The 26,493-nt window shown below is 49.0% G+C and carries 11 protein-coding genes and 1 pseudogene; 6 read left to right on the plus strand and 6 right to left on the minus strand.

All coding sequences use genetic code 11. From position 1 onward, the window contains the following. The first annotated feature begins 12 nt into the window (after positions 1–12). Both ACW6QF_RS00110 and ACW6QF_RS00115 read left to right on the plus strand, forming a co-directional pair. Positions 13–1,257 (plus strand): exonuclease SbcCD subunit D, encoded by a 1,245-nt coding sequence (locus tag ACW6QF_RS00110; protein WP_456086362.1) that lies wholly within the window; start codon positions 13–15, stop codon positions 1,255–1,257. Then, entirely contained in the window at positions 1,254–4,217 is a 2,964-nt protein-coding gene (locus ACW6QF_RS00115; RefSeq protein ID WP_456086363.1) for an AAA family ATPase, read from the plus strand. Before ACW6QF_RS00110 ends, ACW6QF_RS00115 begins: the two co-directional genes overlap by 4 nt. 9 nt (positions 4,218–4,226) lie before the next feature. Here the strand turns inward: ACW6QF_RS00115 and ACW6QF_RS00120 are convergent. Both ACW6QF_RS00120 and ACW6QF_RS00125 read right to left on the minus strand, forming a co-directional pair. Continuing rightward, a pseudogene (locus ACW6QF_RS00120) lies at positions 4,227–7,567 on the minus strand (SUMF1/EgtB/PvdO family nonheme iron enzyme). A 328-nt stretch (positions 7,568–7,895) separates the two neighbouring features. Beyond that, on the minus strand, positions 7,896–9,062 hold the full coding sequence (locus ACW6QF_RS00125; RefSeq protein ID WP_456086364.1) for a glycoside hydrolase family 88/105 protein: 1,167 nt from the start codon (positions 9,060–9,062) through the stop codon (positions 7,896–7,898). 271 nt (positions 9,063–9,333) lie between these two features. On the opposite strand from ACW6QF_RS00125, the gene ACW6QF_RS00130 reads away from it, so the two are divergent. Both ACW6QF_RS00130 and ACW6QF_RS00135 read left to right on the plus strand, forming a co-directional pair. Beyond that, positions 9,334–10,491 (plus strand): hypothetical protein, encoded by a 1,158-nt coding sequence (locus ACW6QF_RS00130; RefSeq protein WP_456086365.1) that lies wholly within the window; start codon positions 9,334–9,336, stop codon positions 10,489–10,491. Between the two features lie 220 nt (positions 10,492–10,711). Then, positions 10,712–12,775: a glycoside hydrolase family 2 TIM barrel-domain containing protein gene (locus tag ACW6QF_RS00135; protein ID WP_456086483.1), complete on the plus strand. Its 2,064-nt coding sequence runs from the start codon at positions 10,712–10,714 to the stop codon at positions 12,773–12,775. Positions 12,776–12,873: 98 nt separating this feature from the next. Here ACW6QF_RS00135 and ACW6QF_RS00140 read toward each other — a convergent pair whose 3' ends face one another. From ACW6QF_RS00140 to ACW6QF_RS00155, 4 genes are all read right to left on the minus strand, one after another. Then, positions 12,874–13,644 (minus strand): hypothetical protein, encoded by a 771-nt coding sequence (locus tag ACW6QF_RS00140; protein ID WP_456086366.1) that lies wholly within the window; start codon positions 13,642–13,644, stop codon positions 12,874–12,876. A gap of 84 nt (positions 13,645–13,728) precedes the next feature. Further along, entirely contained in the window at positions 13,729–16,428 is a 2,700-nt protein-coding gene (locus ACW6QF_RS00145) for a sugar-binding domain-containing protein (protein ID WP_456086484.1), read from the minus strand. 142 nt (positions 16,429–16,570) lie between these two features. Next, the gene (locus ACW6QF_RS00150) at positions 16,571–20,590 is read right to left on the minus strand and encodes a hybrid sensor histidine kinase/response regulator transcription factor (RefSeq protein WP_456086367.1); all 4,020 of its coding nucleotides are present in this window, start codon (positions 20,588–20,590) and stop codon (positions 16,571–16,573) included. Next, on the minus strand, positions 20,587–22,896 hold the full coding sequence (locus tag ACW6QF_RS00155; protein WP_456086368.1) for a cation:proton antiporter: 2,310 nt from the start codon (positions 22,894–22,896) through the stop codon (positions 20,587–20,589). Before ACW6QF_RS00155 ends, ACW6QF_RS00150 begins: the two co-directional genes overlap by 4 nt. A gap of 476 nt (positions 22,897–23,372) precedes the next feature. Here ACW6QF_RS00155 and ACW6QF_RS00160 point away from each other — a divergent pair, with 476 nt between their 5' ends. Continuing rightward, positions 23,373–25,388 carry an alpha amylase C-terminal domain-containing protein gene (locus tag ACW6QF_RS00160; RefSeq protein ID WP_298546561.1) on the plus strand — a complete coding sequence of 672 codons (2,016 nt, stop codon included), beginning with the start codon at positions 23,373–23,375 and terminating at the stop codon, positions 25,386–25,388. Between the two features lie 57 nt (positions 25,389–25,445). Further along, positions 25,446–26,420: a type I phosphomannose isomerase catalytic subunit gene (locus ACW6QF_RS00165; RefSeq protein ID WP_456086369.1), complete on the plus strand. Its 975-nt coding sequence runs from the start codon at positions 25,446–25,448 to the stop codon at positions 26,418–26,420. Positions 26,421–26,493: the final 73 nt, after the last annotated feature.

A 26,493-nucleotide genomic window follows, 5' to 3' on the forward strand; every position in this document is an offset into this window, starting at 1 on the left:
AACAAAGAGACGATGTCATTGAAAATAATCCATACCGCCGACTGGCATCTCGGACAAACCTTTTTCGGTTATGACCGCGATGAAGAACATGAGGCATTTCTTTCGTGGCTGATCGATACATTGACGGAGCAGCAGACCGATGCCCTGCTGATTGCAGGCGATGTCTTCGATGTCGCCAATCCGTCGGCAACCGCCCAACGCCGTTTTTTCCGGTTTCTGCGGGAGGCGAACCGGCGTAATCCGCATTTGCAGATCGTGATTATCGCAGGCAATCATGATTCGGCAGCCCGTTTGGAGGCGCCGATACCCTTGTTGGAAGAATTGAACACGTCGATCGTTGGGGTTATTCCGCGAACGGATCTGTGTAAGATCGATTTCGATTCGCTCCTGATTCCCCTATATAATAAGGAAAGAGAGCGGGAGGCACTCTGCCTGGCCGTTCCCTATCTGCGCCAGGGAGATTATCCCGCTTCGAAAGAAGGGAAAGATACCTATGTGGAAGGGGTTACCCGGATGTACCGCCAACTCTATGACTATGCCGACAGCCGGAGGCAACCGGGCGAGGCACTCCTGGCAATGGGACACCTGCATGCGACCGGTGCTGAACTGTCGGAAGACGACCGGAGCGAGCGGACCATAATGGGAGGGCTTGAATCCGTGTCGATAGATGCCTTTAAAGAAGGCTTGGCCTATACGGCCCTCGGTCATATCCACAAGGCTCAAAGGGTAGGGGGGCGCGAGAATATACGATATGCCGGCAGTCCGTTGCCGATGTCTTTCTCCGAGCAGCATTATCGCCATCAGGTCGTTGCTTTTACGGTCGAAAACGGGTGCTTGTCGGATCTGAAAGCGATGCCTGTCCCTTTACGAACCGCCTTGCATCGGATTCCGGCGGAACCGGCATCGCCAGCCGAAGTCCTTTTGCTGCTTGCTAATCTGCCGTTGGCGGAGGAGGAAGCCGATCGTAGCCTCTGGCCTTACTTAGAAGTGCAGGTGTTGCTGACGGAGCCTGATCCGGGTTTCCGGCATCGGGTGGAAGAGGCGTTGGCGGATAAGGCCGTACGCCTGACTTCCATCATCCCTTCTTATCCGAAAAAGGAGGGAGGGGAAGAAGCTCGTCCTTTGTCTTATACGGATTTGCAAAAGATCGCTCCGCTGGATATGCTCCGCCATACCTTTACGAACCGTTTCGGGGGAGATTTGCCGGAAGAGTTGGAGAAGATGTTTAACGATGTAATGCGGGAGGTTCACCTATGAAGATATTAGCGATACGAGGCCGCAACCTGGCCTCGTTGGAAGGTGATTTTGAAATAGATTTTACGGTGGAGCCGTTGCTCTCGGCCGGGATCTTTGCCATTTCCGGGCCGACGGGAGCGGGTAAGTCTACGCTTTTGGATGCGATGTGCCTGGCTCTGTTCGCCCGTACGCCTCGTACCGACCAGGCGAAGGAGAATAATGTCAAACTCCAGGACGTCAGCAATGAACAACTGTCGCAGAGCGACCCCCGTTTCTTGTTGCGGCGGGGTACGGCCTCCGGTTTTGCGGAGGTGGATTTCATGGCTTTGAACGGACACCGCTACCGGACACGCTGGTCGGTGGCGCGGGCACGCGAAAAGGAGAACGGACGGTTGCAGAATCCGCGTTTGGCCTTGTATAACCTCGATAAGGAGGAGGAAGAGCAGGGGACGCGTTCCGACCTGCAAGCCCGTATCGTTGAATTGATCGGCCTGACCTTCGAGCAGTTTACGCGTTCCGTATTGCTGGCGCAGAACGATTTTTCAACTTTCCTGAAAGCCGAACAGGGAGAAAAAGCCTCCTTGTTGGAGAAGCTGACCGGAACCGAACTCTATTCCGCCATCTCCCGCCGGATATTCGAAAGGAATGCGCGGGCGAAAGAAGCCTTCGATCTGATCCAATCCCGCATACAGGGCATCGAGCTATTGACGGATGAGGAAGAAAACGACCTGCGTACCCGTCTTGCCGCAGCGGAAAAAGAATTGCTCCGTGTCGAGAATGCGAAAGCGGAGCAGCAAGCCCTTCAAGAGGCTGTCCGATCTGTCGAACAGCAGATTACCGTCCGGCAGAGGCAGCAAAAAGAGGCTGCCGACAAGTTGGCGCATGCAACGGAATTGTTGACGGTCGCCCGCCGTGAATATGAAAAGGGCGTGGAGGAGCAGCAACAATCCGAGGCTCGTTTCAAATCCCTTCAACAGGAGATATTGCAGGCGCGTAAACTGGATATCCAGCTGGATACGGCCATACGCGACCTATCCCACTCGGAGCAGCAATTGAAGAATGTAACGCTTCGGAAGGGAGAAACCGAAAAGAAATATCAGGCTGCCGTCCTTCGTCAGAAGCAGGGGACGGAGGAGATAGCCCGCCTGACCTCCTGGCGTGAACGTTATAAAAAGAAGGAAAGTATCGCGGAACAGCTTTCCGCCTTGTTGTTGCATCTGGATGCAGCATCGGCCGCCCGTTCGGGCGTGGAAACGACCAACCGTTCGATCGAAACGCTCCGGCAGGAGGCTGTAACGCTGAATAAACAACTTGCCGGCCTGCAACGAACCAGCGCAAACAAGCAGCAGGCGTTGAAGCAGGCGGAAGCGGACTACCGGAGCCTGGAAGAAGAACTGAAAGCGGTCGATGTGCCGGCTTTGGACAAACAGATCGAGAAACTTCGCCGGGAACGCGAGCAACTGCTTATCGAACAGGCTCGTTTGGAGGCTTCGGGCAACATAAAGGAGTTGCGCGGCAGATTGCAGGAAGGACAACCCTGTCCGGTTTGCGGTAGCACGCATCATCCCTTTGCCAATCAGACACCCGTTGCCCCTGTTTCTGCCCTTACCCTCCAACTACAGGATTTATCGAATAAAAAAGAAACCTATGTCACTCGTACCCGCCAGCTCGCCCGCCTGCAACAACAGTTGCTCCGGCTCCATAAAGAGTTGGCAGATAGCGAAGCCGCTTGTAAGGAGATGATCGGCAAGCAACAACTCGTCGCCAGCCGGCAAGAACGGGAAGAAGCTGTTGCAAAGGAACAATCCGCCCGGTTGGACCAGTCCCTTTCGGCTACCGACCGCCTATTCGGTAATAGCGAATGGCAGAAAGTATGGTTGCAAGACCCGGAAGCCTTCCGTAAAACATTGACAGACTTCGCCCGTCAGTGGCATGAGAATACCGAGAAGCTCCATCAACTGGAACGGCAGGCAAGCGCCCGGAAAGCCGAATGCGAATCGCTCGCCTCCTTCCTTCCTTCCCTCGAAAAGCAAGCCGAAGAAGCCGGGCAACTCCATGAAAAGAACCGTGCCGCTTTTTCCACCTTGCAGGCGGAGCGAAAGAAACTCCTGAACGGCCGCGCCGCAGATAGCGTGGAACAGGAGTACACCCGGCGAATGGAAGAACTGAAAGAACGTCTGAAGAAACTGTCGGCCACCCAGACCGAGCAATCCGGCATCGCCGACCAGACGCGCGGCATTGCCGACCAGATTGCAAAGGACTTGGATGAAGCCTCTGCCGACTTGCTCCGGAGAAAGGCGGCCTTGGACAAATGGATTGCCGGCTATTCGGCCTCTTCGGATGGACAGCCGCTCGAAGCAACCCTGCTCCGGTTCACGCAGGAAAAGACGGAACTTGCTTTTCGGCTCCGTACCCAGACGGAGAACAAGGCGAAGGTATCCGGCCTACAGGAAGAATTGAAAGCCTGCCGTACGGAAAGCGAACGTTGGGCGAAACTGAACGAACTGGCCGGCTCTGCCGATGGCGCCAAGTTCCGCCGCATAGCGCAGGGATATACGCTTGATATTTTGTTGAACTATGCTAATGTACAGTTGCGCGGACTGACAAGGCGTTATCGCCTGGAGCGGGTTCCCGAAACACTTGCCTTGCAGGTGATCGACCGGGATATGTGCGATGAGGTGCGTACCGTCCATAGCCTTTCGGGGGGCGAATCGTTCCTCGTTTCGCTGGCGCTTGCACTCGGCCTGTCTTCTCTTTCGTCCAACCGGATGCGGGTCGAAAGCCTCTTCATCGACGAAGGTTTCGGCTCCTTGGATGCCGAGACGCTTCGTGTGGCGATGGATGCTTTGGAAAGTTTGCGGACGCAGGGACGCAAGATCGGCGTCATCTCGCATGTACAGGAGATGACCGAGCGCATCCCCGTCCGCGTACAGGTATGTCGGGCCGGGAATGGAAGAAGCACTTTGGCAGTGGAAAGTTGAAAGGTGATTTCACCTGACCACGATCCTGAATCCCACATTCATCGGCCGCTGCCAGGGCAGGAAGGCTTTGCGGACGGCTGATGTGGAGTATTTAGGACGTTCGCGCCAGGAACCGCCGCGTACGACTTTCTTTTCGGCAACTTCCTTGTTCGCCTTTTCTTTTAAAGGGTAAGGAAGGTAATCGGATGCCGTCCATTCCGCCACGTTTCCGTTCATGTCATACAATCCCCAGGGATTGGGCCGGTAGGAGGCGACCGGGCAACTGATCAGTTGGTGATCGTTTACGTTCAGTACTTTCGGCAGGAAATCCCAGAACTTGCGCATGGGATCGTTTGCCCGCATCGGTTTCGGATCTACGCCCGTTACCGCCAGGTCGACAGTCGTACTGTCTGCCAAGTTCTCGAAAACGCCGAAGTCGCTGTTGATCGATCCGAACCAGAAATCATCCGCACTTCCTGCACGTGCCGCCCATTCCCATTGTGTCTCGGTAGGAAGGGAGGCGTCGCAGCCCGACATCTTGCCGAGTTTTTGGCAGAAAGCGTTCGCTTCGTCCCAGCTGACGCGCACGACAGGCTGTTCGGGCCGGTTGGCCGCATAGCCGGGAGTCGTATGATCCTTCCAGGTCTGTCCGATGTACCGGCTGTCGTGTTCCGGGAAAAGAGCGCGGAACTGTTCATTCGTGATTTCGGTCGTGCTCATCCAGAAGCCTTCCTTCACGTTTGCCTTGAATGCAGGCGAAGCGGAGGGCGTCCGGTTGTTGCCCATCACAAAGCTGCCGGCAGGAATCCATACCAGGTCGATATGGACATCCGGAGTGATGGTGAGGCGGCGGGTCGTTTCGCCTTTGGCAGATTGCCGGGTTGTCGCCGTCTGTGTGTCGAAGGGGAATCCCTTTGCTTTGACCGGGCGGAGCGGTTGGGCCGGTTCTTTTATTTCGACAGTCTCGCCGGTTGTCGCTCCGGTAATGCCGTCTGCCTTCTTGTTTTCTTTCAGCCAGTCGGCATAGTCGGCGATCTCTTTTTGCCAGTCTACCCGTACGCCGCTGTATTTCTCGGCCAGTTCCATACGACGTCCCACCTGGCCCTTCGGCGATTCGGGTTTCAGGTCGATCTGGGTAAAAGCCCCGTAGTAAGGGGCGTTGAGGTCGATCCAAGTATAGAGCGTGCGCATATCTTCTTCCGGTATCTGCACGTTGTGATGTCCGGCTTGCAGGATGCGGATCAGTTCGCTGTTGCTGGCGTGAAATTCGCCCGGCTTCAGGACGTAGATATCCGATTCCGGCCCCTGGCGGTACACGTACGGATGCAGGTTCAGATAGCTCTGGTCGTACAGCTTGTTGATTTTCGTCAATATACCTCTTTTATACGTGACCATCTGGTCCTTGCGGAAATCCGGTTCGGCATTTTTCCCGTTGTGGCAGGACACGCAGTTACGATCCAGCACCGGTTGCACTTCCAGACGGAACGTGAACGGACGGACACCTCCCTGCGGTGTTTCCAGCCGGCGTGCCTGCTTGGTCGAAGCAATCGTGCGTTTGGGAATCGGTATGCTGTTCTGATCCTCGTGGCAACCGACGCAAGAGACGATCTCGCCCGGCATCCCCGTCAACCCGTCAACCAGCTGCGCATCCACTGGATGGCTGCCCCGTCTTTATCCAACGGCTGGATGGATACCGGCGTGTTGGCGGGAATGGTGAACAGTGCGGAGCCGTCTTCCTCGACCGGGACGGTCCCAAGCACGCGCTTGATGTCCCATCCGCTCTGTATTCCCTGTGCATCGTGGTCGGAAGGCGCCAAGATATAGGCATACTCGTATGCGAAGATACGGAGCGCCTTGATCGTGCCGCGGGGAACGCCCTGCGTCCCTTCTCCTTCGTAGATATCCTGGATGAAGACCGTTGCCTCTTTGCTGTCCGGCTTGATCTTCGAAGGGATGACGGGAGGCGTTTCGCGTTTTACCAGCGGGATGGGAGCGGTCAGGCCTTCTCCTTCCTGCTCGGCAATGAGTGTCAGGTTATCGAAAACGTCGACCAGGTAAATTCCCCAAAGTGCCTCCTTCGCCGGTTTGCAGGCGACCAGGAAATACTTTTCGCTAAGCGGGAACGGCTTCATGAACTGAGGCCAGACGCCTTCCACCAGTTCGTCCTTGATGACCGGGACGATCGGACGGTCTTTGAACGGCAGTTCCTGTATCATCCCTTTTTCCTCTTTCCGGCTTTTGGCAGGATCGAAGATGACGAGCCGTCCCGAACGTGCCGTCCCGTGGTGGCCGGAGATAATGCCGATGAAGCGGCTGCTGTGCTTGGAAAGCGGTTTCATGTCGAACGTGCTGTTCGGGAAATAGGAGCCGCTGCCGTAGAGCGCTTTGTTTTCCGTCCCGTCGGGGTTCATGTGCATCACGATACGGGAGAAATAGTGTGTCAGATCCGTATATTCCCAACGGGTGTACATGATGCGTCCGTTCGGGATCACGATCGGCGACCAGTTCCCGTCCTGGTCGAAGGTGAGGCGGCGCAAGGCACGCATCTCGGGGTCAAAGGAGACAAGGTTGGCTACCACATCGTCGCCATGCACGCAAGGAACGCCGTTGTAACCGATGTTGGTCGTCGCCACCACTTTCCCGTCCGGCAGGTAATTGGCGTCGCAAAATTCCAGATCCGGTTCGTCGACGGTGATCTTCCGGTGGAGTCCGCTTCCGTCGATGTTCATTTCGTATATCTGCCACTTCCTGTTTTCGTCGAGCGAGGAGAAGAGGAGGCGGTCGGCATCCCAGTGGAGCTGTATGTCCGAAACGGGGACATCGGCTTCGGGCTTGTATATCCGGTTGCTTTCGATTTGTCCGCGTAAGCCTGTGAGCAGGTCGATCTCGGCATCGTAGTCTTTGCGCGGGTTGGAAAATAGCGAGTTGTAGTTGGCCGTCGAAGTACCCATCGACGGACCCGTCGCCTTACGGGCTTTGTCGCCCAAACGGTAACGGGCCACTATGATCTTGTCCATATCCAGCAGCGGATTGGCCAGGAGGATCTCACGCTTCAATGCAAGTACTTCTTGGGCTTGGCCAATCACTTTGTCGACCGCGTTGCCGGAAACCTTGCTGGAGAATGCCTGCTGCACTCCGGGCAGAAGCGTTTCCAGGCGGGACAGTTTTTCGTAAAGTGCGGGAGCTTTCTCTCCCAATGCCGCTTTTGTGTCATCCAGACAGGCACGTATGGCAGTGGGGTTTACCCATTGGATTTGCACTCCCAGATCATTTAGCTGAATTTGGCGTAAAGAATCCTGCCCGTTCGCTGCGGAAATACCGGATAAGGACAGGGAGAGGAGCGCGAAGAGTAAACAAACTTTATGTTTCATATCATTACTATTATTTTTTCAAAACCTCTATCACTCTATCACACTTTGCATATAAACCGTTTATATACAACTGCTTGCTGTGTGATACATGCCACTTTTATCTATCACTCTACTATCACACTCTCTTTTTCCAATATAGTAGAAAAAGATACAAGGCATATCGCTTGTTTTCAACAAGATAGCGAGATTTGATACTGAACACCCGGATGTCTGTTTTCTGTACATCCGGGTGTTTATCTTCCCGACACCCGGATGTTAAAGGTGGGTTTACCCGGGTGTTCAAGAGCTTTTGCGGGTACTTTTATGAAAAAAAGAGCCTTGTTATGACTTATTTGTCTGCTAATTTGTAAATTTCCGATGCTGCCATCAGGAACGCCCCCGTGCCGTAGAGCTCGGTCATGTCGCGTGTCACCTTTTTCGGATCGGCGCCAACCGGCTGGACCCACCCTAATTTCCCGTTCGTTTCAACGGCGCGGGTCAGTGCTTCCCATCCTTTTTTTACGACTGGCAGGTATTTGTCTGCGGGCAGATACCCCTGGTTGATTCCGTATGCCAGGCCGTAAACGATAAATCCGGTCGCGCTCGTTTCGGGCGACGGATAGCTGTCCGGGTCCAGCAGGCTGGCATGCCAGTAACCGTCTTTTCCTTGCAGTCCGGCGAGGCGCTCGGACATCTTCTTGTAAAGTTCGAGATAGAAAGGACGGAACTCGGTATCTTCCGCCGGCAGCGTCTTGAGTATTTCCGCCAATCCGCCGATTACCCAACCGTTGCCGCGTCCCCAGAATACCTTCTTGCCGTTGGCTTCTTTCTGTCCGATGTAGCGGCTGTCGCGATAGAAGAGGTCTTCGTCTTTATCATACAGGTGATGGTAGGTGGCACGGAATTCGCCGTCGGCAAAATACATGTATTTGCGATTGCCGGTCAGCGTGTAGAGCCGCGTGTAGACGCCGGGCGCCATGAAGAGGGCGTCGCACCAGGTCCAGCGTTCGATCGTGCTGCCTTTGCTGTAATCGAGGTCCATGCTTCCGTTGGAAGGATTGTTCAAAACCCAGTCGGCGCGGGCGATGGTCGGTTTCAGCATGTTCTCGTTCTTTTCCTTGTTATAGAAATCGATGTAGGTCTGTGCGATGCAAACGTCGTCGGCATGATACATCCGGTTGGCAACCTGCCAGCTCTGGCGGTTGAAGATTTTCCGGAGCCAGTCATAATAGGTGTTGTCTCCGCTCAGTTCCGCCCAATCGAACATCCCCATGTAGAGCGCTCCGGCGATCCATCCGCGCGGTTCGCTCTTGGCATATTTGTTTTCGGGATAATCCTTGATCTGCCAGTCCGCCACCCGTCGGGCAACGTCCATGACGCTTTGCCGGTCCCAGCCCGTTTCCGTCGCACTGACGGCGGCGGCATTTGTCGTTTCGGCCTGTATCGGCAGGTTGTTTACTAAACAGGTACAAGCACAAATAAATAAGCCTGCCGATAGATACTTGATTGTTTTCATGATACTATTTTTGTGTTAATCTTTTTAATTCAGCATCAAAAATAGGAAAGATATGGGAAGGAGTATAATAAAATCATCTCAAAATGATTTAAAAATGTACCAAACAGAGTTATGTGGTAGAAAAAAGTGGCTAAACCTTTTGTGATATACCTTTTTTCTTTATAATTATATTTGTGATATTAATACGGACTATACCTGAAATTCTTTATAGCGTTTTAAGTATATGATTGATTTTTAATTAATATTTGTGTAACCTTTAAATGATGTTGTTATGGATTTTGAAAAGAAATTTTTTGTAATGAGTGTGCTATTGGTTTGCTCATTAAGTAGTCTCTATTCACAAGAGTTAAAAACTTCGGATGCTTATATGGAATTACCAGCAACTGCAATGCAATATCGTGATGCAGTCACTGTTACAGTTCATTACAAACCGTCATTAGATGGAGATATTGATAATTTTCAATGGATTGATCCTTGGGGAGCGTTTCTGGATATTAGTCGTAGTACCAGTCAAGATGCAAACGGTTATACTACAGTTTCCAGAACAATCATTTTTTTGACATCAGGAAATATAACAATTGCTTCTAATAAAGTATCAAAAAGTATAACTGTTCAGAGTAATCCATTGGAGATATCAGTTCCTGATCATATTTGTCCGAGTGGAACTCAACTGACTTGTACAGCTGCGATTTCTGCTTTATTAACAAAATCATATTCCGTATCAGGAGTTTCTTCTGCTAAAATAACAGATACAGGTTTCTTAACTTATGATTCAAAAGAGAATGGAACTGTAAAAGCAAAAGTTGCCTTACTATATGGAAATAGCACTATTGTACAAAGTGATGAAAAAAATATTAGTTTAAATGCTAGTCATATACCAACTGGAAATTATTCATTTGACTATAATGGAGCACCTTATAATAGAGCTATATCTACTAACAATAATCCTGTTGATTGGGGTGTTATGATTACTTCTGATTTTTATCTTTCAGGAATGACAAATTTTTCTTGGAGCTTATTAACTCTTGATGCAGCTGTTAATATAAGCTATGTTAGCTTAGGGACTGATAGACATCAAATAAAATTCAAACCAGTTGGTAATATTGGTGATATCATAACTTTAAGATTAAAATATAATAAACCGGGTTGTCCTAATCTAATTACCTATGATTGTAATTTTGTAATAGAAGGATCTTATTCAATTGCATACAGTTCAGATGCCTTAGTGATTAAAAGACAAATGATTCAAAAAAATAAATCTGTAGATCAATATCTATTGATAGATGCTTTAAATGGTAATCTTATAAAAAAAGGACAATTGACTCAGGACGTTACTTATGTAGATGTTTCTGGAGTACCTAAGAGTCTTTATATTGTTAAAATTATATCAGAATCTTGTACAAGAAGTTTTAAAGTTTCCATTAAATAATAATCCTTTTGTGATGTGGAACGGGGTGTCTTGCAAATCGAAGACACCCCGTCTCTTATTCTGCAAAGATAGCGATTTGGAGACGATCTTGAACAGGATTGAGATGATTTTACACGGTGAAACAAGTTGATTATCCTATTTTTGTAACTTAATCAATTAAAACATCATGAATAAACGAGTATTGAGTTTAACCTTATTGTTGGCCTGTTTCAGTTTGGTGATGCAGGCGGAAGGCCGGATTGTCCAGTCGTTTAATTCCGGTTGGGTATTTAAGAAAGCACCGGCAGGCAAGGAACTGGCCGTTAATGCGCCGAAATGGGAGAGTGGATGGACCGAGGTCGAGATTCCCCATACGTGGAACGCGAAAGACATGCAGGTACAGTTTGATAACTTCTATGAAGGACCTGCTTACTACAAGAAACACTATTTCTTTCCCGCCGAACTGAAAGACAAACGCGTCTTCCTCCGCTTTGAAGGCGTGGGAGCCGTTGCCGAAGTGTATGTGAACGGTTCGCTTGTGACAACTCACAAAGGAGCCTATTCCGCTTTTTCGTGCGAGATCGGCACGGTGCTGAAACCGGGAGAGGACAACGAGATCATAGTGAAAGCCGACAATGCGTCACGTCCGGATGTGATTCCTATCAACCATGTGCTTTTCGGTGTTTATGGCGGGATGTACCGCCCGGTTTGGTTGATCGTGACGGATCCTTATAATATATGTGTGACCGATTGCGCTTCTACCGGTGTCTACATCACCCAGAAAAATGTTTCCAAAAAGCAAGCGGATGTAAAAGTAAAAGTAAAGCTGGATAATGGAACGTTGCAACCCGCACCGCTTACTTTGCAGAACACGATTTATAACCAGGAAGGGAAGCAAGTAGCGACCCAGAGCCGCTCGTTCGACCTGACGGCACAAGGCGTACAGTCGTTCGAAGCCGATTTCAAGATCAAGAATCCTATCCTGTGGCAGGGACGGAAGAATCCTTATTTATATAAAGTGGTAAGCCGCTTGATCCAGAACGGAAAAGTAATCGACGAAGTTGTGGAACCGTTGGGGTTGCGTAGATACGAGATTGTAGCCGGAAAAGGCTTCTACCTGAATGGCGAGAAATATCCGATGTACGGCGTTACCCGCCATCAGGACTGGTGGGGGCTGGGCAGTGCGTTGAAGAATGAAAACCATGACTTCGACTTGGCTACTATTATGGATATCGGTGCGACAACCGTCCGTTTTGCCCACTATCAGCAGTCGGACTACCTGTATTCGCGTTGCGACAGTTTAGGGTTGATCATCTGGGCGGAGATTCCTTTTGTGAACCGTGTGTCCGGGCAGGAAGCCGAGAACGCCCGCAACCAACTCCGCGAACTGATCCGCCAGAGCTTCAATCACCCGTCCATCTATGTCTGGGGGCTGCATAACGAAGTCTACCATCCGCACGAATATACAAAGGAACTGACCAAATCTCTGCATGACCTGGCGAAGACGGAAGATCCCGACCGTTACACCGTTTCGGTAAACGGCTACGGGCATATGGAACATCCGGTCAATCTGAATGCCGATATCCAGGGGATGAACCGCTATTTCGGTTGGTATGAAAAGAAATTGCAGGATATCGAACCGTGGGTGGAAGGCTTGGAAAAGAACTATCCGGACCAAAAATTGATGCTGACGGAGTATGGAGCTGACGCTAACATAGTCCACCAGACCGAATACCTGGACAATTCGCTTAACTGGACGAAACCCTTCTATCCGGAAACTTTCCAGACGAAGACGCATGAATACCAGTGGAGCGTGATCGCCAAGCATCCGTATATCGTTGCTTCTTATTTGTGGAACACTTTCGATTTCGCCACTCCGCTGGCAAACCGCGGCGACCTTCCCGCCCGTAATATGAAGGGCATGGTGACTTTCGACCGCAAGACGAAGAAAGACTCTTATTTTTGGTACAAGGCGAACTGGAGTGAAGATCCCGTCCTCTACCTGACGCAGCGCCGGAATGTGGACCGCGAAAAGAAAGTCACTTCCATAACTGTCTATTCCAATATCGGGGAACCGAAAGTTTTTCTGAACGGCCAAGAACTTTCCGGCATCCGTAAAGGTTATACAGACGTACATTATATTATAGATAATGTGACCTTGGCAGATGGAAAGAACATTGTGAAGACCGTCGCCCATAAAGACGGCAAGACGTATGAAGACACCATCGAATGGATGTACACCGGAGAGAAAAAACGGGAAGCGGATTCCTTTTCCATCAAAGGCGTACATGCCGGGTTTGAATAAAAAGACAACATACTAATTAAATATACCTGGCCTTGGCTGTAAAAGTTACTGAAGCCTGCCTGATTCCGTTTGAGGAAACCAGGCGGCTTTAGTACTTTTTATTTATATACCGGTTTGTCTGACAGGGAAACGGATTGCCGGCCGTTGCCCTTTAATTCGAAAAGGACGACTTCGTTTTTTCCTTGTTTCAGTGCGGTGGCCGGAACTTCTACGGATTGCGTGGCATTCTCTTCCCAATAAGAACCCATATATTCGCCGTTTACCCAGAGTTCTCCCATTCCCCAGCCTTTTATGCTGATGTGGCAGTCTTTGGGCATGTCGATTTCGAATGTTCCTTTATGGAAACAGGGGGAGTCGTTTTCTTTTTTGTCTCCGAACGTGAGTTCGTTTACAGAAGTTTCGCGGACGAGAAGCGGGACCATTTTCCAGTTCTCGATGGCAGCATCGTTGAGCGAGATGGCACCGAACAGGCCTTTGGAGTTGTCCAGTATTTCAGGGCCATACGTAATGCGTCCGATATTCTCGGCATAGATTTGTAATTGGTATGTGCCCGGAGCGACATTCAACACCAGGCTTTTATGGCTATCTGTCAGGCAACCTTGTAATTTCCCGTTCAGGTAAACGGTAGCGTAATCCCTGACATTTTCCACTTCCAGCTCCGAATTCTCTTCTTCCACCTTGACTTCTGTCTCATAGAGGGCGTATCCGAAATCGATATTCATATCGTTCATCGTCATAAGCTCCGGTGATTCGAAAACTTCGCCATATGTTTGTTCCAACGGGGCGAATGCCGTCATTCCTATTTCCTGGCTGAAAGCAGGAGCAACGGAAAGGAGGAACAGACAGGCTGATAATAAAGAACGTTTCATAAGATTCTGTTATTTGAAAGACCGGCGGAATCGGAATACCGGAAAGCTTATTCTGCCTTTGGAATTTCCGATTCCGCCGACCGGTTATTTAATGAGAAAAGAGTTAATAAAGGATTCGTCAACCTGTATTTGCGGATTGAACTTATCGCTTTTTACATAAGAGTCGATGCTTTTCAGCAATTGGCGGGTCGCCGGACGTTTGTCGATATTCTTTTTCGTATCGACTGCCAGTACCAGCAGTTGTCCGTTCTTTACTTTTGCTTCGAAGCCGATGCCTAATTTCTCGTTGTTGTCGTAGCTGTCGATTACCTGGATGAAGGGGCGCAGTTCCTGGGGCGCGTTAGCCATTTCGATCACTTTCGCGTTTTCGAGGATGTCCCACCATTGCCAGTCGGTATGGTTGTCGGTGATAAAATCGGCAAATACCGGTTGGGTGTTGTGGATCAGGCAGCCGATGGTCATAGGTGGCCATTTGAACATGATCGGATTCCAGAAATGGTTGTGGAAAGTAGACTTGCGTCCTTTTACGCGGTTGGGCATCGGGCATAATACGACCTTTTTGCCTTGTTCCAGATATTGCTTTGCCTTATCGTCATATACGGTTGTGTAGAGGACGTCGCCGGTCGATTGCATAAGTTCCTGCTGGTGCGGATATACCCAGATGTCCCAGTCATTGCTTAACTTGTCGTTGATGGTGAAATGGACTTTCAGGCGTTGAGGTCCGGTGACCTTGCTGAAGTCGAAACCGAATTCGCCGACGGGGAAGACGCCGTAGTTCTGGATCGTCTGTGTTTTCAGCTTGCCTGAAGCGAGTGTACGGCCGGACATGTCTGTCACGAACCATTTCAGTTTGGCATTCTTGAGGACTGCGGGGCCAAAGTTATAGACTTCGGCTTTTGCCTGGAATGGCTCGTCGACATAGAAAGCTCTTTTCTCGAAGCGCAACAACGGCACGGTGGGGGAACAGGATTCCCTGAACTTTTCCGGTGTCACGAGCCCTTTGGAATTCCAGAATGGGTCCAGGATTCCGACCGGGGCATATCCCTGTCCGGTAAAGTCGTTGATGGATAACAGTTGGAATCCGCCTGCCAGGTCGGTGCGGAGCTGTGCTTCGATCACATCCTTATATTCGATGACGGTCAGTGCCCCGGAGGCTTTGAAGAAGTCGTCCGCCTGGTCCAGCATGTGGTTCTTGTCCAGCAGTTCCCGGAACACTTCGAAGTTGCGGGCGCGTACCGGACCGGTATAATATTCAATCTCTTTGTAATTCGGATATACGCAACGTTGGCCGGATTCGTGGGAGATGACCGGAACGTCGATGCCTAATTCCTTGTTTTTATCCCAGTCGGTGTATGGACGGCCTTCGTAGATTGCCATGTGTCCCTTGTTTGTCTGATGGGTGATATAGAACTGGTCGGAATTGACTCTTTTGCGGGCTGTCGAACCGCTGAAGAGATGGCGGCTGTCCAGTTCGCGGCCGGTGTGCGTCAGCTCTTCGATGAAATCGAAGTTGCCGGTTATCTCGTTGCCGTTGCAATAAAGGATAAAGGAAGGGTGGTTGCCGTATTCTTTTAAGATCGCCTTTTGTTCGCGACGGAAGAAATCATAGCGTTTTTCATCGGGTTCGGCATCTTTTCCCCACATCGGCAGTTCTACTTCCAGGTAGACTCCCAATTTGTCGGCCGCACGGAAAGCGGCTGCCGGAGGGCACCAGGAATGGAAGCGCATGTGGTTCATCCCATATTCTTTCAGGATATTCAGAATACGTTCCCAGGATGCGTCGTCGACGGGAGCGTAACCCGTTTGGGGGAATACGGCGTTTTCCACTGTTCCACGCAGATGGACCGGATGTCCGTTTATCAGGATATGGTCTTTGCTGGCCGTCACTTCGCGCATGCCGAAGGTCGCTTCTTTGGCAAATTCGAAGTTCTGGCCGGCGGCGGTCGTCTTCAGCTTACATTCCATTTTGTAGAGGTTCGGTTGGAATTCGTCCCATAGTGTTATCTTTTTGCCTAACCGGATCGTCTGCTCGATGACTTCGACGGTATCGTTTCCGCTAACGGGTACATCGGTCGCCAGGTCATAATCCGTACCGGTGATGTGGAAGGAAAGGGTGCCGTCGAAGGGTTTTCGGGTACAGTTGTTGATCTGCATCTTTACCTTTACGCTGTTGTCCGCGATGTTCGGGTAGATTTGCATATCGTCGATATAGACCGGATCGACGGCAACCAATTTGATTTCTCCCAAGACACCGTTCCAGTTGATCTGTGTAAATTCGGAATGGGCATGGTCCCATTTATGCGTATCGTATTGGTAACGGTTGTCGATACAGAAAGTGATCAGTTCGGTCTTTCCCGGTTTCACGAATTCGGTCAGTTCATGATTGTGCGGGACGCTGACATAATCGATCTTGCTGATCTCCTGTTTACCTACATAAACGGAACTGAGCCAGTGCGTACGCTCGAAATACAGGAAGATGCGTTTGCCTTTCCATTCTTTCGGAATGGCGATTTCGCGCTGGTACCAGGCCGGCCCCATGTATTCGTACAGGCGTGTCAGGCGGTCGAGATGCCGGTACGGAGATTTGTAACCGATCTGATAGTCGTCGGTAATGCCGGGAAGGGTGATGGTTTCTTGCAAGCGATGCATGTAGCGGACATCGAGTGAACCGCGTCTGAAATCCATAAAATCCGTTTGGAACCCCCATTCTCCGGAAAGGTCGATTTCCTGTGTTTGCCCTTTGGAGGTGATGCAGGCGAACAACATACAGATGATGCATGCCATTCGTTGGTAATTTGAAATGTTTCTCATATCTTTTTTTATTGAATTAGATTATCCGTCCGGTTGTCTCTGATAGTCAGGCCAAAAGTAGGGAAGAGCGCGGATCAAGGTTGGTAAAATAATCTCATATATTAGTACAGGAATCTCATTTTGCCTGTTTTTTCTGGTATTCCGTGGGAGAGATTCCATAGGTGGCCTTGAAGCTGCGGGCAAAATAGGAGCTGCTGCTGAAACCTGTATGTTCGGCAATCTCGGATATATTCAGGTTCGACTCTTTGAGCAGCTTTGCACCGGCTTCGAGCCGGATGTTCTTGATCAGTTCATTGGGAGAGAGGCCTGTCACGGCTTTTACTTTCCGGTAGAAATTGGCCCGGCTCATGCCCAATGCTTCGTATATGACGGATATGTCCAGTTCCTGGTCTGATATATGGGCCTTTACGATATCGATGTATTGTGTCAGGAAGCCGTTCTCTTCTTCCGGTTCTTCCAGTCCCAATTGTTTCAGGGAAAAGGTGCCTCCGTATATTGTTTTCATTTTATCTCGCATTGACAGGATATTTTTGATGCGGGCTCGCAATAGGGATACCTGGAACGGCTTGACGATGTAGTCGTCCGCACCTGTTTCCAGGCCTTCTTCTATCTGCGTGACCATTGATTTGGCTGTCAGCAGGATAACCGGTATATGGCATAGGTCCTGGTTCTCCTTGATGTACTTGCATAGTTCCAATCCGTTCATTTCCGGCATCATGATATCGCTGATCACAATATTCGGGTTGGTCTCTGCGATCTGTCTCAATGCTTCCTTGCCATTGGACGCTTTGGCTATTACATATTCGTTGTTAAGCTGTCGTTCCAGATATTGAAGGATTTCCTGGTTGTCGTCGACTAAGAGGAGAACCGGTTTGTTTTTGGTTTCCGTTTCTTCCAGCAATAGGTTTGCCTTTTTAAGGGTGGCGGAAGGGTGGAGGGCTACGGTTTCTTCCATGCCGGGAAGGAGGAGCATGAAAGTTGTTCCTTCCTGTTCCGAACTTTTGACCCAGATGTAACCATTGTGTTGCAAGACTATGGAGCGTGTGAGGCTCAGCCCGATTCCCGTACCGGCAATTTGTTGGTGTATATCTTCTTGCGAGCGGTAGAATGGTTCGAATATCTTTTCAGCCTTTTCCTTGTCGAATCCTTTTCCGGTATCTTTGACTTCTATGTATAAATAGCCGGTTTCGGTTAAAGAAGAACTTTGTTGTACAGGAAATAGAGGCAACTCTTTGCATTCCTGTCGGGAAAGTGCACGCGCTAAAATTGAAACTTCTCCTTCCGAAGGCGTGAACTTGAAAGCGTTGGAAAGCAGGTTGAAAAATACTTTTTCTATTTCGGTCTGGTCGAAAAATACATAATAGGGTTGCGGCAGCTTATCTATAAGCGTGAACTTGATATTCCGGTTACCGGCAATGCTTTCGAAGGAATGATATATTTCTTTGATAAAAGGAACAAAATCGAAACGGTCTTTCTGCAGGTCGGATTTCCCGGCTTCGTATTTCTGGATATCCATCAGGTTGTTTACCAATAAAAGCATTCGTTTGGTGTTCTTTTTAATCAGTTGCAATGCGTCTTTTACTTCCGGAGAGAAGGAGACGCGTTCCAACAGGTCATTCAACGGATTGATGATCAAAGTTAAAGGCGTACGCAATTCGTGGGAGAAGTTGGTAAACATCTGAATCCGCTCCCGGTGGAGTTCGTTTGTCTTTTCCTGTTCTCTCTGGCGATAGCGGATTTCCCGTTCTTTCTCGCGCTTCCGTTGCGCGTAGCGGAATACCGTAATGGCGGCATAAACGCTCAGGGCTATATATATCAGGTAAGCCCACCAGGTTTTATAGAAAGGGGGCGTGATCGTGATCTGTAGACAGGCCTTTTGCGGGTTCCATTGATGATCATTGTTGGAGGCCATGACCTCGAATGTGTATGTCCCGGGCTGGAGGTTGTTGTAATAGGCTTCGCGCCGGCCGCCCACGTAATGCCAGTCCCTGTCTGCTCCTGCCAGCCTGTAGGCGTACTGGTTCATGGTCGGATGAACCAGGTTGAGTCCGGTATATCCGATCGTCAGGTTATTGTGCTTGTAATCGAGTTCCAGTCCGTTTCCGGAATCTGATGACGATAGCGTTTCCTGTGTGTTGGCCTGGACGGAAGTAATATAGACAGGAGGTTTATAGGGATTGATTCTTTTTTGTTCGAGAGACAGTGTCAGGACTCCTTTGTTACCGGGAAAATAGAGTTGCCCGTTATGGAAGGCTGTACCTGCAAATTTGGTGAACTCCATCACATAGGGTTGCTCGACCGGTATGAAAAGGTCTTTCGCAGGCTCTAACTTATAGATATCTTGTGTGGTCGTTACCCATACATTTCCATTTTCGTCTTCTATCAGTTGGGCGATATAGCTGTCGGAGATGCCGTCTTCCTTTTTATAATGTTTTATGACGTTCAGGGAATGGTCGAGGCGGAATAAACCGTTTTTAGTCGTGGATATCCAGATTTGGTTGTTTCTGTCCTGAAGAATTCCGGTGATCTCGCCTGATTGCGTTTTGGAGTTCCGGGGAGACAGTTTGTAAGTCAGGTTTTCCCGTCTCGCCTTTTGCATATCATAGAGATAAAGGCTGTCCAAGCTGGTCCCGATCAGGAACACATCAGGCGATATCTCATTCATGACGGACACATGCTTGAAAAGTTGCGGCCCGTTTTGCGTCGGGAATAAATTGAGGCATCGGCCTTTGTCGGCCAGCACGAGCGCCTTATTGCTGTTGGCCGGAATCCATAGCCTGTTCTTGCTGTCGATGAACAGCGAATTGATATCGTTAAAAGTAAAATCATATAGAAGGGCAAATCGTTTCCGGACCGTATCGAAAGTATATACGGTTCCATAATGGGTGGAACAGTATAGGATATCTCCGTCTATTTTAATGGATTTGATGATATTATCATTTCCTTTGCCGTGTGACTTTTGTATTGGATATAAAGCCTGTTCCCGGGTGTCCGGGTCATAGAAGAACAGTCCGGCTCCTTCTGTGGCAAACCACAGATTTCCGTTTTTATCCACTTCTCCTTTCCCGATGATCAGGTTGGGAAAGTCCTTGGGAGAGATCATGGTTACATCATTCTGGAAGGGACTGTAATAATAAGCCCCGTTCGTATAAGTCCCGATCCATAAAGTCTGGTTCCTGTCGACCAGAAGACTGTGGATGGAGGAGATCTCGGATTCATTGTTCGCATTGGTACGAATCGGGAACGGTTTTATCTTCGTTGTGGTCAAGTCCATGATGTTTAATCCGTCGAATGTGCCGATTAATAGCGTGCTGTCGTTTAAATAAACGAATTTCCGGACGGCCGGGCTGGACAGGTTCGAATTGGCATTGTCGAAATGGGTGATTTGCCGTGTCCGGGAATTGTATAGATAGATCCCGTGGGCATACGTCCCCATCCATACCAGGCCGTCAGGACCGGCCAGTATCGTGTTGATAATGTCCTGCTGCGTATGGCCTTTTGCCAGTTGTGGAAGTTTGACCTGGCTGACGAATCTCCAGTCGGAAGTATAGATGAACATTCCGTGCTGGGTGGTTCCGATATAAATGGTTCCGTCTTCGGATTGTGAAACGGCATTTATTTCTCCTTGTATCTCTTTTAATGTGTTGAGGGGGCTTAGTGTGTTGTCGCTTCGGCAGACATACACTTTGTTGTCGGAAAAGGTGTATATCGACGAATCGTTCCTGTGAAGCAGAAAACAGCGTATTTCCTGGTTGGGGGAGGCTTCGTTGGGGTAATGGCGGAAGACTTTCTTATCGGCATACCGGATCGAGTTGAGGCCGTTAGTCGTTCCGATCCATATATTCTTTGCTTTATCTTCGGTGATTGCCAGGATATGGCTGTCGCTGAGTGTTGTCGAATCGCTTACTTCGTTTCGATACACCTTGAACTCGTATCCGTTATATTGATTGATTCCATTTCTCGTTCCCAACCATAAATAACCATCCGAATCCTGGAAAATATCCAGGACCGAGAGCTGGGAAAGCCCGTCTTCTATCCCTAAATGATTGAAATAGTCATATTTGAGATTTTCCCCCTGTATTATATATATGACATTGGATAATAGGAGGGAAAGGTATAGGAAATATCGTCTCATTGCTGTTCATGCCGGTTTTTATTCAAAATCAATGTCGACGGCATTTTTTGAAGTGCTTCTTTACGGTGTTCGGATACGTCGTTCCAAGTGTCGTAGCTGATCAGCATAAAATTATAACCGTTGAACAATCCCGGCGTCAGGTCTTTGTCCGCCAATATCTTCGCTTGCGGGACAGAAGCTGTAAATTCTTCGATCGCTTCGATGATCTTGTCGTATCCGGGAGTCGTCGTGCTTGCTTTATTGACGATGCCGACAGAGCCGTGGGTCGTCTTCAGCAATGTCCTTGTATAGTCAAGCAGGAAGAGGTCTTCTTCGGAGCTGATGATGACCAATGCATTGGAGGCCTTTACGAAATTGCGGTTGATGAACACGCCGACATCGCAATTGCTGCGGGCGATAAACATCTTGGTCTTGTCTTTCAGCAAGGCTCCGGGATAAAACCAGGATTCGGGGGCTTTGAAGCGTTTGAAATAACGGTTATAGAAAGAAGTGCGGTAGCGGGTAGCCTCGATATCGTCCGGCGAGTTGCTCATGGAGATACCGGAACCGACCAGCAGGAAGTCGAATCCTTCGTTGTTGACAATGTCGCAAATGTCCTGCCCGGCGTTGTTCGACACCTCGTAGCGCGTATGGATGTGCATGCCTAATTTTTTGGCTCCATACAAGATAGGGCCGAAGCTCACCTCCTCGAAATTGTCCGTATGCAACGGATTGACATCGGAACCGACAGTCAGGTGAAGCGCCGTCAGGTCCAGTTTGTTCTTTCCACGGGCAAACATCTGGTGGGCGACATCGAGCATGATCTGACCGTTTCCGGCACGTCCGAACGAAAGAAGCACCTTGAATGTCCCGTCGGTCGGCTCCGAATAGACCAGATGTTCCTTGATCTTTTCGCGGGTCTTGAAGCATAATTTAATGAAAGAAACCAGCGGTATCGTCATAAAGGTCGTGACCAATGTCATCAAAACCAACATCACGAAAATGGAAGGCGGCAATATCTTCATCTCATAGCCGATCGTCAGCACGACCAGCTCCATCAAACCGCGCGTATTCATCAAGGCCCCGATGTAGAGGCTGTCTTTCCAGCTTTCCCCGACAAATCGGGCGGAGAACATGGCTCCTCCGAACTTTCCGATGATGGCTACGGCTATAAAGATTCCGCACATGGCCCAAAGCTCCGGTGTGTTCAACAGGCCGATCTCCGTGCGCAGTCCGGTCGATACGAAGAAGAGCGGCAGGAAGAGCGCCAATGACACGTCTTCCACCTTTTCTGTCATGATCTTGCGGAATTTGATATTTCCCGGCATGACCACGCCTGCAATAAAGGCGCCGAAAAGCGCGTGCAACCCCAATATCTCGGTAAAATAGGAGGATACGATCAGCAACAGGAACATCAAGGCTACCAGCGCTTTGTCGATTACCTCTTTATTATGGTATATGTGCCCGATCATCCGCAAAAAAGGACGAACGGCAAAAAACATGAAGAGGATATACAGGATAGAGAATAATATGTTGTAAACGGCGCTCAGCATACTGCCTGCCTGGGCGATGGCTATCACGACGGCCAGCAGGCACCAGGCCGTAATGTCTCCATTGGCGGCGCTTGCCAGCGAAATGGTTCCCAAATGCGTTTTGGTCAACCCTTTTTCCTGGATAATACGGGCCAGGACAGGAAAGGCCGTGATGCTCATGGCAATCCCGATGAACAGGGCGAACGAGAGGAACGGCGTCCCTTTATGGGCGTAGGATTCATAGACATAATAGGCTGTCAGCATACCGAAGAAAAACGGAACGATCGTGCTGGTATGGCTGATCAGGATAGTCTCTTTCAGCTTTTTGCGGACTTCGCCGATGTCCAGTTCCATACCGATGGCGAACATGAAAAGGATCAGGCCGAATTGGCTCAATATGGTAATGTTGCCTAATGATTCGGGGGGAAAAAGAAATGCGGATGCTTCCGGCAGGAGATGGCCGAGCACAGACGGGCCGAGTACGATCCCGGCTACGATTTCACCGATGACGGTGGGTTGGCCGATCTTTTGGAACATCCAGCCGAACAGGCGGCAGACGATTAATATCGTAATGATTTGCAAAAGGAGGATTCCGATTGAAGATTGGATATGATGAGTGACCGAATCCCAGAACACAAAAAATCCTTCCCCCATATTCTGAGGGGCGTTTTGCATCGACTGGATAGCCGTATCGACTTGACGACTTTCTCCTTCTTTGACTATGAAATACATGAGTGAGCCAAAGACCAGGATCATCATCAAATAAAAGGCTATGCTTTTTGTTCCCTTACTCATCTGCTATCTTTAAACGGTTTCTTGCAAAAATAAGAAAAGGAATTAAATATAACTCCTTGTGCGGTGAGAATTTTTATTGGCGATTTTGTTTTTTTGTCAAAATGCCCGATTTACATTGATATGCCTTTTATCTACCCTTATTGTAATATAATAAAAAAAGCCATTGGTCCGAATCGAAACTACTACCGCATCTAATTCGATTTTCTACCCCATATAGCCTCAATTAGTAGCAAGGGTAATATTTTTTAACAAACAGCTGATTTTGTTATGGCGTTAAGAATCAATTATTTATTGTGAATGTTGATTTCAAGGGGGGATATTGTCAGATTTTTACAGGATTTTGATGTGGTTGTATTGGTAAATGAAACTTTGAAGATGGAGAGTTTATATCTGTTGAAAATAGGAAAGTATCCGGACTTTTTGTATATATGTTAGTTTTTTCTTCTATCTTTGTGCGAAACCAATCTCAATAAATCATGGAGTCGCTAAATCTAATAAAGAATGACCCTTGGCTGGCCCCCTATAAGGAGGCAATAGAAGGACGGTACCAATACGTGGTAAACAAAGAGAAGAGCCTGACCGGTAACGGCAAACAGACGTTGTCGGAAATGGCCTCCGGGTATCTTTACTTCGGATTGCACAAGACAAAGAGTGGATGGGTATTTCGTGAGTGGGCACCCAATGCTACCGCTATGTACCTGATCGGAACTTTCAACGGATGGAAGAAAGACGGCCGGTATAAGTTACGACGGTTGGGCAATGGCATTTGGGAGATCGCGCTTCCGGAAGATTTGCTGCATCATGAAGACCTGTTCAAACTTCTGGTCGAGTGGGAAGGAGGCAGCGGAGAACGCATTCCTGCATGGACACGGCGTGTCGTTCAGGATGAAAATACCAAAATTTTCAGTGCGCAAGTATGGAATCCGGAGAAGCCGTATGTATTCAAGCGTAAACGGTTCAAGCCCGATGTCTCTCCTTTGCTGATTTATGAATGCCATATCGGTATGGCTTCGAATGAAGAGAAAGTCGGCAGTTACGACGAATTCCGCCGTATGGTGCTACCCCGTATTGCAAAGGAAGGGTATAACGCCATTCAGATCATGGCTATCCAGGAACATCCTTATTATGGCTCGTTCGGTTATCATGTCAGCAGTTTTTTTGCCGCATCTTCCCGTTTCGGTACGCCGGAAGAACTTAAACAGTTGATAGACGAGGCTCATGGCATGGGGATCGCCGTGATTATGGATATCGTCCATAGCCACGCTGTCAAGAACGAAGTAGAAGGCCTCGGACGTTTCGACGGGTCTTACACGCAATATTTCCTGGGCGGTACCCGTCGCGAGCATCCGGCATGGGATTCCCTCTGTTTCGATTATGGAAAGAATGAAGTGCTTCATTTCCTGTTGTCGAACTGCAAGTTCTGGCTGGACGAGTATAAATTCGACGGTTTCCGTTTCGATGGCGTGACCTCGATGCTTTATTACAGTCACGGGCTGGGCGAGGCATTTTGCAATTACGGCGATTATTTTAACGGTCATCAGGATGGTGATGCCATTGCCTACCTGACATTGGCGAATAAGCTTATCCACGAAGTCAATAAGAATGCGATTACGATTGCCGAAGAGGTAAGTGGAATGCCCGGCTTGGCTGCCAAATATGAAGATGGCGGTTATGGCTTCGACTACCGCATGGCAATGAACATCCCCGATTACTGGATCAAGACGATCAAGGAAAAGAAAGACGAAGACTGGCATCCTTCTTCCATCTGGTGGGAGACGACGAACCGCCGTGCCGATGAAAAGACAATCAGCTATGCGGAAAGCCATGACCAGGCGTTGGTGGGTGACAAGACGATCATCTTCCGTCTGATCGATGCCGACATGTATTGGCATATGCAGAAAGACGATCACAATTTTATGGTGGAACGCGGTGTGGCGTTGCATAAAATGATCCGCCTCGTTACGGCATCCACGATCAACGGTGGTTATCTGAACTTTATGGGAAATGAATTCGGCCATCCGGAATGGATCGATTTTCCGCGCGAAGGAAATGGCTGGTCGCATAAGTATGCACGCCGCCAATGGGATTTGGTCGATAATATGGATTTGAAATATCATTTCTTGGGCGATTTCGACCGCGAAATGTTGGAGTTGATCCGTAGCGTGAAGAATTTCCAGTCCACTCCGATACAGAAAGTCTGGGATAACGATGGGGATCAGATTCTGGCTTATAGGCGAAAAGACTTGGTGTTCGTTTTCAATTTCAGTCCGACGAAATCGTTTACCGATTACGGTTTCCTTGTGCCTAAGGGTGAATATGAAGTGGTGCTGAATACCGATGCCACCCGTTTCGGTGGTTTCGGGCTCGCGGATGATTCCATCCGCCATTTCACACAATTTGATCCATTGTATAAAAAAGAGAAAAAAGAATGGCTCAAATTATATCTTCCGGCACGCAGTGCTGTTGTATTGAGGAAAGGAAAAGAAAATTAAGAAATAAGGTTCTTGGCTCTTAATTTTTAAATTTTTAATTTTTAATTCAGAAAAGTCATGTTATATCCAATGACATTTAAGCCTATCCTCAAGAAGATTATCTGGGGGGGGGCTGACATCTGCCCGTTTAAGGGCATCGCTCCGGTGCAGGAAGGTATCGGCGAAAGTTGGGAACTTTCACATGTTGAGGGTAATTATTCCGTTGTAGATAATGGTGCACTCGCGGGTAAAACGCTGGATGAACTGATCCGTACATATGGCAAGCAACTGTTGGGGGAAAAGGTGATCGAACAATTCGGTCCCACATTCCCATTGTTGATCAAGTTTATCGATGCACGCGACGATTTGTCTATCCAGGTTCATCCGGATGACGAACTGGCTAAGAAACGCCATAATTCCTTTGGCAAGACAGAAATGTGGTATGTGATCAATGCAACCAAAGGCGCCGGTTTGTATTCCGGTTTTTCAAAGCAGATCGATGCGGATGAATATGTGAAACGTGTCGAGGACAATACGATCATGGACGTGTTGCAGCGTTACGAGGTCAATCCGGGTGATGTTTTCTTCCTGCCCGCGGGCCGTGTACACGCGATTGGGGCCGGTTGTTTCATTGCTGAAATCCAGCAGACGAGCAATATCACCTATCGTATATATGATTACGACCGTAAGGGACCGGACGGCAAAGGGCGCGAATTGCATACCGAACTGGCAAAGGATGCGATCGACTATACCTTGTACCCGGACTACCGCACCCATTACAAAGCGCATACGAATGCGACCGTGGAACTTGCCGCCTGCAAGTATTTTACGACTAATTTGTTGGATATCGATACGATCATGGTCCGTGATTTTTCCTATTTGGATTCTTTTGTCGTTTACATCTGCATGGAAGGCAAAGCTTCTATCCGTGACAATAAAGGCAATGAAATTTATATTCACCAGGGACAAACGGTCCTGATCCCGGCTGATACGGACGTCGTGACAATTTCACCGGTTCCGGGCGCCAAGTTTATGGAGACGTATATTGGATAAAAACCCATAGGGTTAAAGGGCGTAACCCTATGGGTTAGGAGGTGTAAAGCATAGGGTTATGGAATAGATAGAA

The sequence above is a fragment of the Parabacteroides sp. genome (genome assembly GCF_977054455.1).